General features: G+C 52.5%; 13 protein-coding genes. 8 read left to right on the plus strand and 5 right to left on the minus strand.

The window, feature by feature from the left end:
• Positions 1-83 precede the first annotated feature (83 nt).
• Positions 84-1,334, plus strand: a complete 1,251-nt coding sequence (mtr, locus tag ACQE3Z_RS12860; protein ID WP_426974097.1) for a tryptophan permease — start codon at positions 84-86, stop codon at positions 1,332-1,334.
• A 366-nt stretch (positions 1,335-1,700) separates the two neighbouring features.
• Complete coding sequence (gene chiP, locus ACQE3Z_RS12865) at positions 1,701-3,104, plus strand: chitoporin ChiP (protein ID WP_426974098.1); 1,404 nt, start codon at positions 1,701-1,703, stop codon at positions 3,102-3,104.
• A 77-nt stretch (positions 3,105-3,181) separates the two neighbouring features.
• Here chiP and fur read toward each other — a convergent pair whose 3' ends face one another.
• The 4 genes from fur to ybfF all read right to left on the minus strand — a co-directional run bounded on the left by fur (position 3,182) and on the right by ybfF (position 5,852).
• The gene (fur, locus tag ACQE3Z_RS12870; RefSeq protein WP_085067602.1) at positions 3,182-3,625 is read right to left on the minus strand and encodes a ferric iron uptake transcriptional regulator; all 444 of its coding nucleotides are present in this window, start codon (positions 3,623-3,625) and stop codon (positions 3,182-3,184) included.
• Positions 3,626-3,986: 361 nt separating this feature from the next.
• Complete coding sequence (gene fldA, locus ACQE3Z_RS12875) at positions 3,987-4,517, minus strand: flavodoxin FldA (protein ID WP_085067601.1); 531 nt, start codon at positions 4,515-4,517, stop codon at positions 3,987-3,989.
• A gap of 139 nt (positions 4,518-4,656) precedes the next feature.
• Complete coding sequence (gene ybfE, locus ACQE3Z_RS12880) at positions 4,657-4,932, minus strand: LexA regulated protein (RefSeq protein ID WP_085072204.1); 276 nt, start codon at positions 4,930-4,932, stop codon at positions 4,657-4,659.
• A gap of 155 nt (positions 4,933-5,087) precedes the next feature.
• A complete protein-coding gene (ybfF, locus tag ACQE3Z_RS12885) occupies positions 5,088-5,852 on the minus strand; it encodes an esterase (protein ID WP_426974099.1) in 765 nt (254 codons plus the stop codon).
• Positions 5,853-6,104: 252 nt separating this feature from the next.
• On the opposite strand from ybfF, the gene seqA reads away from it, so the two are divergent.
• Positions 6,105-6,656, plus strand: coding sequence for a replication initiation negative regulator SeqA (gene seqA / locus ACQE3Z_RS12890; protein WP_426974100.1), 552 nt, complete (start codon positions 6,105-6,107; stop codon positions 6,654-6,656).
• Positions 6,657-6,680: 24 nt separating this feature from the next.
• Positions 6,681-8,321 carry a phosphoglucomutase (alpha-D-glucose-1,6-bisphosphate-dependent) gene (gene pgm, locus ACQE3Z_RS12895; protein WP_250652117.1) on the plus strand — a complete coding sequence of 547 codons (1,641 nt, stop codon included), beginning with the start codon at positions 6,681-6,683 and terminating at the stop codon, positions 8,319-8,321.
• A gap of 60 nt (positions 8,322-8,381) precedes the next feature.
• Here the strand turns inward: pgm and kdpE are convergent, their stop codons facing one another.
• Positions 8,382-9,059: a two-component system response regulator KdpE gene (gene kdpE / locus ACQE3Z_RS12900; RefSeq protein WP_250652687.1), complete on the minus strand. Its 678-nt coding sequence runs from the start codon at positions 9,057-9,059 to the stop codon at positions 8,382-8,384.
• 262 nt (positions 9,060-9,321) lie between these two features.
• Here kdpE and ACQE3Z_RS12905 point away from each other — a divergent pair, with 262 nt between their 5' ends.
• The 4 genes from ACQE3Z_RS12905 (at position 9,322) to ACQE3Z_RS12920 (ending at position 12,865) form a co-directional block, all read left to right on the plus strand.
• Entirely contained in the window at positions 9,322-9,525 is a 204-nt protein-coding gene (locus ACQE3Z_RS12905; RefSeq protein WP_250652118.1) for a YbfA family protein, read from the plus strand.
• A gap of 171 nt (positions 9,526-9,696) precedes the next feature.
• Positions 9,697-10,650: a YbgA family protein gene (locus ACQE3Z_RS12910; RefSeq protein WP_426974101.1), complete on the plus strand. Its 954-nt coding sequence runs from the start codon at positions 9,697-9,699 to the stop codon at positions 10,648-10,650.
• 21 nt (positions 10,651-10,671) lie between these two features.
• Positions 10,672-12,135, plus strand: coding sequence for a deoxyribodipyrimidine photo-lyase (gene phrB / locus ACQE3Z_RS12915; protein ID WP_426974102.1), 1,464 nt, complete (start codon positions 10,672-10,674; stop codon positions 12,133-12,135).
• The gene (locus tag ACQE3Z_RS12920) at positions 12,122-12,865 is read left to right on the plus strand and encodes a type 2 GTP cyclohydrolase I (protein ID WP_250652121.1); all 744 of its coding nucleotides are present in this window, start codon (positions 12,122-12,124) and stop codon (positions 12,863-12,865) included. The genes phrB and ACQE3Z_RS12920 overlap by 14 nt, the downstream gene beginning before the upstream one ends.
• Positions 12,866-13,019: the final 154 nt, after the last annotated feature.

The raw sequence follows: 13,019 nt of genomic DNA on the forward strand, positions 1-13,019 counted from the left end.
AGAATATCTTCCTTAATGGCCTCTCAGCCAGACAGAGTGCCAACTGAACATTAAATGAACAAATATCATTCTAAGGACATGTTATGGAAACAGCGGTTTCCGCCAGCAAGCTTCCCTCAATACTATGGGGCACGCTGATCATTACCGGTACGATAGTCGGAGCCGGTATGTTTTCGCTGCCGGTAGTGATGTCCGGTGCCTGGTTTAGCTGGTCATCAGCTATTTTATTATTTACCTGGCTCTGCATGCTGCTGTCCGGGCTGATGTTTCTGGAGACGAGCCTGCACTATCCGGGCGGGGCGGGCTTCGATACGCTGACGCGCGATCTGCTGGGCCAGCGCTGGAACCTGCTTAACGGCGCGTCCATCCTCTTTGTGCTGGGTATTTTGACCTATGCCTATATTTCAGCCAGCGGCGCTATTTTGCAGCATACCTTTGCTACGCTGGCGATGCCGGTTTCTGCCAGAGCGGCGGGACTGGGTTTTACACTGTTGGTGGCGCTGTTTGTCTGGCTGGGGACGGCCGCAGTCAGCCGCGTTACGCTGATCTTTCTGGGCGCGAAAGTTATTACTTTCTTTCTGCTGTTCGGTGGCCTGCTTGGACATGTTAAGCCGGCGTTGCTGTTTGATACCAACGCAACGGAAAGCCATTATCTTCGCTATGGCTGGATGGTGATTCCTTTTTGCCTGGCCTCGTTTGGTTACCACGGCAATATTTCCGGACTGCTCGGCTATTACCAGGGCAATGGTAAAAAAGTGGCGCGCTGCTTATTGCTGGGAACCCTGGCGGCGCTGATGATCTATCTGGTCTGGATTATTGGCACCATGGGGAATATTCCACGCACGGACTTTATTGCGATAGCCCAACGCGGCGGCAATATCGATGCACTGGTTGACGCGTTAGGTAATCTACTGCAAAACGCCTCGCTTAGCGTACTGCTCACTATTTTTTCAACTTTCGCCGTTGCCAGCTCATTTCTTGGGGTTACGCTGGGGCTGTTTGATTATCTGGCCGATTTGCTGAAAATGGATAAGGGTGCGACAGGGCGGTTAAAAACCACGTTGATCACATTTGTTGTGCCGCTTTCCGCAGCGTTAATCTGGCCGAATGGTTTTCTGGTGGCGATTGGCTATGCCGGGCTGGCCGCCACCGTTTGGGCAGTTATCACACCGGCGCTGTTGGTCTGGCGTGCCAGACAACGCTTTCCGCAACCCCAAGGCTGGCGTTTAAAAGGCGGCAATCTACCGGTACTGCTGGTGCTGTTGTTTGCCGTTCTGAATATCGTGGTGTCGTTACTGAGCTACGCTGATTTACTTCCGGTCTACGCCCGCTAAATTTATTCTCAGGACGTTTTATTTACCGTCCTGAGAATAAGCATCACGTTTGTATTTATTTGTCAGATTAATTACTGTGAAATAAATTATTTAATTAGCGCTATTTTTAAGGCTATTTCCCGCTATTGACCATCCCTTTATCAGGCAGGGAAAGTCGCCTGAATATAATGATGTTTTTATAATAAAAAACTTTATCTTCTTGTTAAAACTCAACGTCTATTATGCGGCTAAGATCATGGTTTAATACATTAATCTCTTTTGCGTATTGATAATTTATGATGTGAAAAATATTCTTACTTACGCAGCTGAATCTATTTCCCAATGTTTGCTGCTGTTTTTTATTTTTCCGTCAAAGAGGAATTAATCATGCGCGCCTTAACAGGGAAGCGTAAGGCTACTGGCTGGTCAGTTTCCATTATCACTGCGCTTTCAAGCCTTATTATCCTTCCACCTGCTCATGCCACCAGCTTTTTAGAAGATGCATCGCTTACGGGCGCTGTTTATTACTGGCAGCGGCAGCGCGATCGTAAAGATATGGATCCTGCAAGCGAAAAGTATGGGCAATATCAGGCTAATCTGCATCATGCCACCTTTAACAGCAGCCTGGATTTTAATTCCGGCTACGCGGCAGATTTTATCGGCCTGGATGTGGCGTTATTTGGCGCGTGGGAAATAAGCAATAGCGGCCCGGCAGCGCCAAATGAAATCGGCTTCAGTAAAGCGAGAACGGCCTGGGATGAAGAGTGGGGCGGCGATCGCAGCGGTGCCAGTTTGTATAAAGCGGCTTTAAAAATGAAAGTGGGAGATTACTGGTTGCGGGCAGGATATTTGCAGCCTCAGGGGCAAACGCTGCTGACGCCGCACTGGAGTTTTTTACCCGGCACCTATCGCGCTCTGGAGGCTGGGGTGCATCAGGATCTGTCTGACGCGGGGGCGCTGGATATCTCCTGGATTTGGAGCGATCGCTATAAAGCGCCCTGGTATCAGCATCTGTATTCGTTCCGCAAGGCCGATGGCAAAACCGGTATTCCCTGGCTGCATGCGGTCGGTGCCCGCTATGATTTTAAAAACCGGGTAATCCTGGAAGCTTCATGGGGCCAGGCGGCAAATTATATGGATCAATATTTCGCCAAAGCCTCATGGACCATGCCGCTGGCGGGTAATGATCTGCTTACCAGCTATCAATTTTATGGTGCGCATGACCATGAAAAAGGTGGGGCAGCGAACGGCAACGATGTTTATGATGGGGTGGCCTGGCTGCAGGCGCTGACTTTTAGCTATAACCAGGGACCTGTTGATTTCCGTCTGGAAGGAACCTGGGTGAAAGCGGAAGGCAATCAGGGCTACTTTCTGCAGCGTATGACGCCCTCCTATGGCAGCTCTAACGGGCGTCTTGATATCTGGTGGGATGCGCGCTCCGACTGGAACGCCAATGGTGAAAAAGCGATTTTTACCGGGGTGATGTATGACTTAAGCGGCTGGGATCTTCCTGGCTGGACGGTCGGAACCTCTTACGTCTGGGGCTGGGATGCCAAACCCGCTACCCATCCGCAATGGGATCAGCAACAGCGCATCAGGGAATCGGCCTGGAATCTGGACCTGCTTTATACCATTCAACAGGGCAGGGCGAAGGATACGCTGTTTAAGCTGCACTTTACCCGTTACGACAATCACAGCAACCTCCCCAGTTATGGCGGCGGATACGGTAATATTTTCCAGGATGAGAAAGACGTGAAGTTTATAGTTATCGCCCCGTTCACTGTTTTTTAACGCATGCGGGCAGCCTGAAGGGTAAAAAAAACCGGTGCCTGAGCACCGGTTTTCATTTTACTGCATAGCATAATTGATTATTTATCGTGTAATGTTTCGTCTTCGCGGCAATCGCCCAACGCGCAATGACCATACAGATAAAGGCTATGGTTGGTCAGCTTGATACCGTGACGCGTGGCGATTTCACGCTGGCGGGATTCGATAGACTCATCACTAAATTCGATTACCTTGCCGCAGTCCAGGCAGATCAGATGATCGTGGTGCTGCTGCTGGGTCAGTTCGAAAACGGATTTGCCGCCTTCAAAGTTATGGCGGGTAACGATACCGGCATCGTCAAACTGGTTCAGGACGCGATAAACCGTCGCCAGCCCGATCTCTTCGCCCATATCAATGAGTCGCTTGTATAACTCTTCCGCACTGACGTGATGGCTCTCAGGTCCCTGAAGCACTTCCAGGATTTTTAGTCGCGGAAGTGTGACCTTCAGTCCGGCCTTCTTTAATGCGGTGTTATTGTCAGTCATGCGGATATTGTCCTGTTACTTTGCTAGTCACAATGTGGCTGAACAGCCATGAACATCGGTCGACGCTAAGCTAATAGCGTCTCATTATAGAACTGATGCTTCGAAATGAAAACCGTAAGGGTGCGCGTGAAATCGCAAGTGGAAGTAAAGAGAAGATCGCTACGTCCGGCGTTGTTCATGCCCATATGATGCTGTGTTTACATTTCGCTTGATCCTGCCGCTTTACAGCACCACGGCAGGAAAGCGCGCGACCGATACGGGTATTCTACCGACTCAATGATAAAATTTTCAAACCCGTATCTATCATTTCTATAGGAAATACCTGTTACGCAATGTGATTTACAGCACAATGCGCGTTAAATCAGGCTTCCAGAATTTCCTGCAGGTGCAGTTCTGCATAAATCTGTTTAACCCATTTATCAACGCGTTCGTTAGTCAATTCGGGCTGACGGTCTTCATCAATGGCTAAACCAAGGAAATGCTTATCATCTGCCAGGCCTTTCGACGCTTCAAAATGATAACCTTCGGTTGGCCAGTGACCAACAATCACCGCGCCGTTTGGCTCGATGATATCGCGAATAGTCCCCATCGCGTCGCAGAAGTATTCAGCGTAATCTTCCTGGTCGCCGCAGCCAAACAAGGCCACCAGTTTGCCGTTGAAGTCGATCTCTTCCAGCGTCGGGAAAAAATCGTCCCAGTCACATTGTGCTTCGCCGTAGTACCAGGTCGGGATGCCTAACAGCAGAATATCAAAAGCTTCCAGGTCTTCTTTACTGCTCTTGGCAATATCATGCACTTCGGCAACATCGCTACCGAGCTGTTTCTGGATCATCTTTGCAATGTTTTCTGTATTGCCGGTATCGCTGCCAAAGAAAATACCTACGATTGCCATGAGTTTAGTAACCTCTTGAAACTTAAAAATATGGTAACTGCCCGTTGTATGCAGATTACGGCAATAATAGCAGAGACCGTCAGGAGGCGGAACTCGTAAAGCCGCTGCATTTGTTTCTTAGTGCGCTTCTTCCAGCCGTTCAAAGCGCCTGCAACTGGGCGAGAATCATCTCTTCGATCAGCTCGCTGCGGCTGACGCCACGTTCGGCAGCCATCGCATTAAGCGCATCGACGGCCTCACTGTTCATCTTCAGTTCAACGCGCCGTAACCCGCGGACTTTGTCACGCTTCAGCTGGTTGCGCTTGTTGATACGAAGTTGTTCATCACGCGACAGCGGACTGGTTTTCGGGCGACCCGGGCGACGTTCATCTGCGAAGAGATCGAGCGTGGTCCGGTCCGTTTGTTCTTTTGCCATAGAATCGTGATACTGAATGGGCTGCGCGTGTGCGCCGCGCATGGTGACGTTTGGGCCGGTTTGCCGCCAGTTTAACAGCGGCAAAATTTTAGCGCGCCATCATACCCTGACCAAAGAGCGAGGACAATCTTTGTTAGCCCGTTAACATATTGCTTTTACAGCGCTAAAAAACGCCGCACGGCCCGCAGCACCGCATCCGGTTTCTCAGCATGAACCCAGTGGCCTGCGCTGGCAATCACGTGCGCCCGCGCCGCTGGAAACTGCGCCAGCAAAGCATTGCGATGAATATCATCAAGATAGGGAGAAAGCTCGCCGCGAATAAACAGCGCCGGGCCGTGCCAGGCGGGCACATTTTCCCAGCCGGAGATGCTGCTGTAGTTGTCCCAGAGCGCCGGAACGTTAAAACGCCATGCGCCGTCGTGGAAAGATTTCAGCAGAAACTGGATAACGCCTTCGTCAGCGATGATCCCGCGCATTACGCTGGCTGCTTCACTGCGCAATTGCACTTTCGCGGCGGTTACAGCATTAACCGCCGCGAAAATTTCATCATGACGCCGGGTGCGATAGTTAACCGGGGCGATATCAATTAATACCAGCTGTTCGATCCGCTCAGGTGCCAGCGCCGTCATGGTCATGGCGATTTTCCCGCCCATGGAGTGACCCATCACTGCGATTTTATCGATGCCGTGCGCATCGAGCGTATCCAGCATATCCTGCGCCATGGCTGCATAGGACATTTCATCGCTGCGCGGTGAAAGGCCATGATTACGCACATCCACCTGAATCAACGGACGATCCGCTTTTAAGCCGCGCGCCAGCACGCCTAAGTTATCAAGGCTGCCGAACAGGCCATGAATAAGCAGAAGGGGGAGCGCGTCCGGATCGGACTGTTCAGTTTGCAGGCGAGTATTCAAATTCATGGCAAAGTTCTTACAGTTGAAAGGAAAGCATAGGTTATCATGATTTATAGACTGCCTGCCGGTCAGTGGTTGTTTGCCGGATTGCTTTGCGGCATATTCTGACTTTTGCCTGCAAGCGCCAACGTCGCTACCGACCCGCAGGATTTAACTTTATAATCCTTATGTTAGAACCAGCGCACAGATTGTACAGCTGAAATTTGCTATTACGCGCTGCGCCTGGATCTGCCACAAGCAATTACCGTACGGATAAAGATGAAAACGATTGAAGTCGACGAAGAACTCTATCGCTATATTGCCAGCCACACGCAGCATATCGGTGAAAGCGCCTCCGACATTTTACGGCGGATGTTGAAATTTACCGCTGGTCAGAGCGCGCCGGTTGCGGTTGCGGCCCCGGCACCTGCTGTTAGCGTGAGTCAGGAAAATGAAGTCAGCAAGCCAACCACGCGTGCGCAAGATCGGGTGCGTGCTGTACGCGAGCTGCTACTCTCTGATGAGTACGCCGAGCAGAATAAAGCGGTAAATCGCTTTATGTTGATTTTATCTACACTATATCGTCTTGATCCCGAAGCGTTTGCTGAGGCCACCGCATCGCTGCAGGGACGCACCCGCGTTTATTTTGCCGGCGATGAACAAACACTGTTGCAGCATGGCACCCATACCAAGCCGAAGCATGTTCCCGGCACGCCGTACTGGGTGATCACCAACACTAACACAGGCCGCAAATGCAGCATGGTAGAACATATCATGCTGGCTATGCAGTTCCCACCGGAGCTGTCAGATAAGGTTTGCGGCACCATTTAACTGAAGCGTCAGGGAGAAGCGCCAATGGCCAATCACCCCCGTGCCGGGCAGCCAGCCCAGCAGAGCGATTTGATTAACGTTGCACAATTAACATCCCAGTATTACGTTCTGCAGCCAGAGAAAGGGAATGCGGAACACGCGGTGAAGTTTGGCACATCAGGGCATCGCGGCAGCGCCGCACGTCAGAGTTTCAATGAAACGCATATTCTGGCTATTGCTCAGGCCATTGCTGAAGAACGTAAAAAGAACGGGATCGCTGGCCCTTGTTACGTGGGTAAAGATACCCACGCGCTGTCAGAGCCGGCGATCATTTCCGTGCTGGAAGTGTTAGCGGCCAACGGCGTTGATGTCATTGTGCAGCAGGATAACGGTTATACGCCAACCCCGGCCATCTCTAACGCAATCCTTGAATATAACAAAGCGGGCGGCGCTCAGGCTGACGGCATCGTGATTACGCCTTCCCATAATCCGCCGGAAGATGGCGGTATTAAATATAATCCGCCTAACGGTGGCCCGGCTGACACCAACGTTACCAAAGTGGTGGAAGACCGTGCGAATCAGCTGATTCAGAATGATTTGCAAGAGGTTAAACGCCTGTCGCTGGAGCAGGCCTGGGCCAGCGGCCATATTCAGGAAAAAGATCTGATTCAGCCTTACGTTGAAGGGCTGGCCCAGGTTGTGGATATGGAAGCGATTAAAAAAGCGGGCCTGAAAATCGGCGTTGATCCGCTGGGTGGCTCTGGTATGGAATACTGGAAACGCATCGCCGAGCATTATCAGCTCGATTTGACCATCGTTAACGACGCTATCGACCAGACATTCCGCTTTATGCATCTGGATAAAGATGGCGTGGTGCGCATGGACTGCTCATCAGAATGTGCAATGGCCGGTCTGCTGGCGCTACGTGATAAATTCGATCTGGCGTTTGGCAATGACCCGGACTACGACCGTCACGGTATCGTCACGCCTGCAGGTCTGATGAATCCGAACCACTATCTGGCTGTGGCAATCAACTATCTGTTCCAGCATCGTCCGCAGTGGGGCAAAGAGGTTGCCGTAGGTAAAACGCTGGTTTCCAGCGCCATGATTGACCGTGTGGTTAACGATATCGGCCGTAAACTGGTGGAAGTGCCGGTGGGCTTCAAATGGTTTGTGGATGGTCTGTTTGACGGCAGCTTCGGCTTTGGCGGCGAAGAGAGCGCCGGGGCGTCTTTCCTGCGCTTCGACGGTACGCCGTGGTCTACCGATAAAGACGGGATCATCCTCTGCCTGTTGGCGGCGGAAATCACTGCCGTAACCGGTAAAAACCCGCAGCAGCACTATGATGAGCTGGCAGAACGTTTCGGCGCGCCAAGCTACAACCGCTTACAGGCGTCTGCGACCTCTGCACAGAAAGCGGCGCTGTCAAAGCTGTCGCCGGAAATGGTAAGCGCGGCAACGCTGGCGGGCGATCCTATCACCGCGCGTTTAACCAGCGCGCCAGGCAACGGCGCTTCGATTGGCGGCCTGAAAGTGATGACCGAAAACGGCTGGTTTGCTGCACGTCCTTCCGGTACGGAAGATGCTTACAAAATCTATTGTGAAAGCTTCCTCGGTGCGGAACATCGCGAAAAAATCGAAAAAGAAGCCGTAGAGATTGTGAGCGCAGTGCTGAAAAACGCCTGAGTTTAATCGCTACGAAAAAGGCGCTGAATCTCAGCGCCTTTTTTTATGGCCAGCGTAGCGCTACGGCATAAAGCGATAGCCGATACCGGTTTCGGTAAGCAGGTGCGCCGGACGGGCGGGATCCTGTTCCAGCTTTTGCCGCAGATGGCCCATATAAATGCGCAAATAGTGACTGTGTTCCACCGCGTTCGGCCCCCAGACATGGCTTAACAGCTGCCGCTGTGTCAGTACCTTGCCTGGATTATTCAGCAGCAGCGCCAGTAAACGAAATTCGGTAGGCGTCAGATGCAGAGTCTCACCATTACGCACAATATGATGCGCAGCCAAATCAACCTGAACCTGAGCGAAATGCACCACTGGATCTGGCGTCTGCAGCCCTGTGTGACGGCGCAACGCAACGCGAACGCGCGCCAGCAGTTCACCAACGCCAAACGGCTTAGTAAGAAAATCGTCTGCGCCGGCATCCAGCGCCATGATTTTATCCTGCTCCTCGCTGCGTGCGGAAAGCACAATCACCGGGACGCTGCTCCACTGGCGAAAATCACGAATAAAGTCGATGCCGTCGCCATCCGGCAGGCCAAGATCAAGGATAACCAGATCGGGTTTGCGGGTCGCGGCTTCCATCAGCCCACGCTGTAAAGTTTCGCTGTCATAAACGCGCAGGGCTTCGTTTTCCAGCGCCACGCGCAGAAAACGGCGAATCTCTTTTTCATCTTCAACAATCAGTACGCTGGTCAAAATCATGCTTCCCCAACGTCATAAAGCAATGACGGAAAGCGCACTTTAGCAAAACCCGCTGCGCTTTGCGTGGCAATCGGTTTTTCCGGCACAAGATGATCACTTTAAATCAACATTTATGTAACTTTCTTACAGGTAAAATCAGAGGATGTACTTTTTTTCAGCGATCGAGTGGTCGGATGAGTAGTAAAATTACACAATGCGGCGTATGATGATTAACTAATGAACAATTATTCGCTGTTTAACCCTCCGGGAGGCCCAGGTGAGCTATTCAATTTACCCTTTGCATAAAATTATCCTGCGTCGCAGCGTTGTAGTGGTTATTGGCCTGCTGGCGCTTCCGGTCATGCTGTTTCGCAGCGATCGTGCACGCTTTTACAGCTATCTGCACCGCGTCTGGAGTAAAACCAGCACCAAACCCGTTTGGCTGGCGCAGGCTGAAGCCGCAGGCGGAGACATCTACTAGCCCTGGTTTTTTCCACGCCCGGTTCAGCCTTGATGATAACCGCTCACTGAGATCCCGCCCTGTTGGCGGGATTTTTTTGCGTTGTACCACAGCATCACTGCATTTTCGGTGCGTCATTCAACAGCTTCAGCTACACTTAAACTTATACAAGAAGTTATGGGTTGTACAAGTATGAGTGAGAAAATCCCGGTAGGAATCAGCGCCTGTCTGTTGGGCGACAGCGTGCGTTTTGATGGCGGACATAAACGGCTGACTTTTGCCACGCAAGAGCTGGCTCCCTATGTACGCTATGAGCCCATCTGTCCGGAAATGGCGATTGGCCTGCCTGTGCCGCGTCCGGCCCTGCGTCTGGTGAAACATCAGGACGAGATTTCACTCTGTTTCAGCAAAAACGGTGGTGAAGAGATTACCGCTCAGATGCGCGATTTCGCCACGCGGAAAGTTGCTGAGTTGCATCATTTGTGCGGCTATATTCTGTGTGCCAAATCACCCAGCTGTGGGATGGAACGGGTACGCATTTATGAACCCGACGGCAAGAATAACCGCAAAGAAGGCATCGGGATTTTCGCACAGGCGTTACAGCAGGAGATGCCCTGGCTGCCAATGGAAGAGGATGGGCGTTTGCATGATGACACGCTGCGTGAAAATTTTGTCGGGCGCGTTTATGCGCTGCATGAGTTTAATCAGCTCTGGCGCGAAGGGTTAACGGCCCATAAGCTGATGTCGTTCCATACCCGCTACAAGCTGCTGCTGCTGGCGCATTCACAGCCGGAATATCGTGAACTGGGGCCGTTTGTGGCGGCAATGAACGATTACGCTTCGCTGGAGGCGTATGCCGTTGAATATCGCAATCGACTAATGAAACTCATGAAGCATCCCGCCACGCGCCGCAATCACACCAACGTGTTAATGCACGTTCAGGGCTATTTTCGTAAACAGCTGACGTCGTCGCAGCGGCAGGAGCTGGCCTCGTTGATCGATCGCTATCGTCAGGGAGTGCAGCCGCTGTTGGCCCCCATCACCTTGCTCAAACATTATATGAAAGAGTATCCGCAACAATGGCTGTCGCAGCAGCGCTATTTTGAACCCTATCCAGAAACGCTGCGCCTGCGCTACGGCCGCTGAGTTGAGCATACAGGAGAGGTAATGGCCACCCATTTGGTCTGGCTGCGCAATGATCTGCGTATCAATGACAACAGCGCGCTCTGGGCCGCCTGCCGTCAGCGCGATGCAAACGTCATGGCGTTATTTATCGCTACGCCGCAGCAGTGGCGTCAGCATGATATGTCGCCACGCCAGGCTGACTATATCTGGCACAGCCTGCAGCTCCTCCAGCAGGCGCTGGCGGCAAAAGGTATCGTTCTGCATTATTACCAGTGTGCTGACTTTAGCGCGTCCGTTGATTATCTGACGGCTTTTTGCCGTGAACAGCAGGTTGATGCGCTGTTCTATAACTACCAGTATGAGTTTAACGAGCGGGAGCGGGATGCGGCGACGGAGCGCAGGCTGACGCAGCAGGGCATCACAGTACAGGGTTTTGATGACAGCGTTCTCCTGCCGCCAGGCAGCGTCCGTACCGGCAGTCAAAAAATGTATAAAGTTTTTACTCCCTTCAGTAAAGCTTACCTGCAACGGTTGCGCATCTCGTTGCCGGAATGCCTGCCCGCGCCGGAACCGCGCAGCCAGACGCTGCCGCAGACGTTACCTGCATTAGCGCCCTTTGATTATCCCCGACAAGCGTTCGATCATCAGCTTTTTCCGCCAGGCGAAGCCGCGGCGCTACAGCGTCTGCGTGCGTTTTGCAGACAGCCGGTGCTGAACTATCCTGAACAGCGCGATCTGCCTGCGCTGGACGGCACCAGCAGACTATCGGTCTGCCTGGCGACGGGAACCTTATCGCCGCGCCAGTGCCTGCATCGTTTACTGCGCGAACAGCCACAAACGCTGGAACAGGGGCAGGCCAGCGTCTGGCTGAACGAATTAATCTGGCGAGATTTCTACCGTCATTTGCTGGTGGCTTTTCCGGCGCTGTGTAAAAACCAGCCCTTTATGACCTGGACGAAACAGGTTGCCTGGCAGGATAACCCTCACCATTTCACCGCCTGGCAACAGGGAAAAACCGGCTATCCGATTGTGGATGCGGCGATGCGCCAAATGAACCGCACCGGCTGGATGCATAACCGGCTGCGCATGATTACCGCCAGCTTTCTGGTTAAAGATCTGCAGATCAACTGGCAACGGGGCGAGCGCTATTTTATGTCGATGTTAATTGATGGCGACCTGGCCGCTAACAATGGCGGCTGGCAGTGGGCGGCCTCAACCGGCACCGATGCGGCGCCGTATTTCCGAATTTTTAATCCCACCACGCAGGGCGAGCGCTTTGACAAACAGGGCGAGTTTATCCGCCGCTGGCTACCGGAACTGGCGAAGGTGCCGGATAGCGATATCCACGATCCGCACGGCTGGGCAAAGAAAAATAATCAGCGACTCGATTATCCGTCACCAATCGTGGAACATAAGGCGGCAAGAGAAAAAACGTTAGCTATTTTTGCCGCGGCGCGCAAAGCGTCCCATGTTATGCCCCTGGAGTCGATGAATGAACAATTTTGAACTGGAGAAAATCGTTAACCAACAGCTGAACAGCGCCGCCTTTAGCGACTATGCGCCAAATGGTTTGCAGGTTGAGGGGCGCGATGAGGTGCGGAAAATCGTGACCGGCGTAACCGCCAGCCAGGCGTTGTTGGATGAGGCGGTGCGTTTACAGGCGGATGCGGTCATGGTGCATCATGGCTACTTCTGGAAAAACGAAGCGCCAGTGATTAAAGGCATGAAGCGCCGTCGCCTGCGTACCTTACTGGCGAACGATATTAATCTCTATGGCTGGCATTTGCCGCTGGATGCGCATCCGCAATTAGGCAATAACGCACAGCTGGCGCAGGCGCTGGATATTAACGTACAGGGCGAAATACAGCCGCTGGTGCCGTGGGGAGAGCTAAAGGAGAGCCTGAGCGGAGCGCAGCTGGCGGAGCGCATTAATCGCGTATTAGGACGTCAGCCGCTGCACTGTAGCGACAACGCGCCGTCGCAGATTCGCCGTATCGCCTGGTGTAGCGGCGGTGGACAGGGCTTTATCGACAGCGCTGCGGACTTCGGCGTGGATGCCTTTATCACCGGCGAAGTATCGGAACAGACGATCCACAGCGCCAGAGAAAACGGGCTGCACTTTTTTGCCGCCGGTCACCATGCCACTGAACGCGGCGGCATTCGTGCACTGGGCGAGTGGCTGGCAGCGCATCATCAGCTGGATGTGACGTTTATTGATATTGCTAACCCAGCCTGAGTTCCTTGCGATTTTCCCCTGACGGCTCTTTTCCTGACGATGACGACGGCGTTTCCGTCGTCATTTTCGTAACTTCACCTGATGCAAAGCGGTTGACACGCCTGCCTCATCTCATCATAACTATCTGCTCAAAATAGATAAGTTTGAGCGACTT

This window comes from Pantoea sp. FN0307 (assembly GCF_050113815.1).
Classification (GTDB): domain Bacteria; phylum Pseudomonadota; class Gammaproteobacteria; order Enterobacterales; family Enterobacteriaceae; genus Mixta; species Mixta alhagi.

What these genes read in the sequence shown, in the direction of transcription:
- mtr (WP_426974097.1), top strand. Translation starts at nt 84, where the DNA reads ATGGAAACAGCGGTTTCCGCCAGCAAGCTTCCCTCAATACTATGGGGC.
- chiP (WP_426974098.1), top strand. Translation starts at nt 1,701, where the DNA reads ATGCGCGCCTTAACAGGGAAGCGTAAGGCTACTGGCTGGTCAGTTTCC.
- fur (WP_085067602.1), bottom strand. Translation starts at nt 3,625, where the DNA reads ATGACTGACAATAACACCGCATTAAAGAAGGCCGGACTGAAGGTCACA.
- fldA (WP_085067601.1), bottom strand. Translation starts at nt 4,517, where the DNA reads ATGGCAATCGTAGGTATTTTCTTTGGCAGCGATACCGGCAATACAGAA.
- ybfE (WP_085072204.1), bottom strand. Translation starts at nt 4,932, where the DNA reads ATGGCAAAAGAACAAACGGACCGGACCACGCTCGATCTCTTCGCAGAT.
- ybfF (WP_426974099.1), bottom strand. Translation starts at nt 5,852, where the DNA reads ATGAATTTGAATACTCGCCTGCAAACTGAACAGTCCGATCCGGACGCG.
- seqA (WP_426974100.1), top strand. Translation starts at nt 6,105, where the DNA reads ATGAAAACGATTGAAGTCGACGAAGAACTCTATCGCTATATTGCCAGC.
- pgm (WP_250652117.1), top strand. Translation starts at nt 6,681, where the DNA reads ATGGCCAATCACCCCCGTGCCGGGCAGCCAGCCCAGCAGAGCGATTTG.
- ACQE3Z_RS12910 (WP_426974101.1), top strand. Translation starts at nt 9,697, where the DNA reads ATGAGTGAGAAAATCCCGGTAGGAATCAGCGCCTGTCTGTTGGGCGAC.
- phrB (WP_426974102.1), top strand. Translation starts at nt 10,672, where the DNA reads ATGGCCACCCATTTGGTCTGGCTGCGCAATGATCTGCGTATCAATGAC.
- ACQE3Z_RS12920 (WP_250652121.1), top strand. Translation starts at nt 12,122, where the DNA reads ATGAACAATTTTGAACTGGAGAAAATCGTTAACCAACAGCTGAACAGC.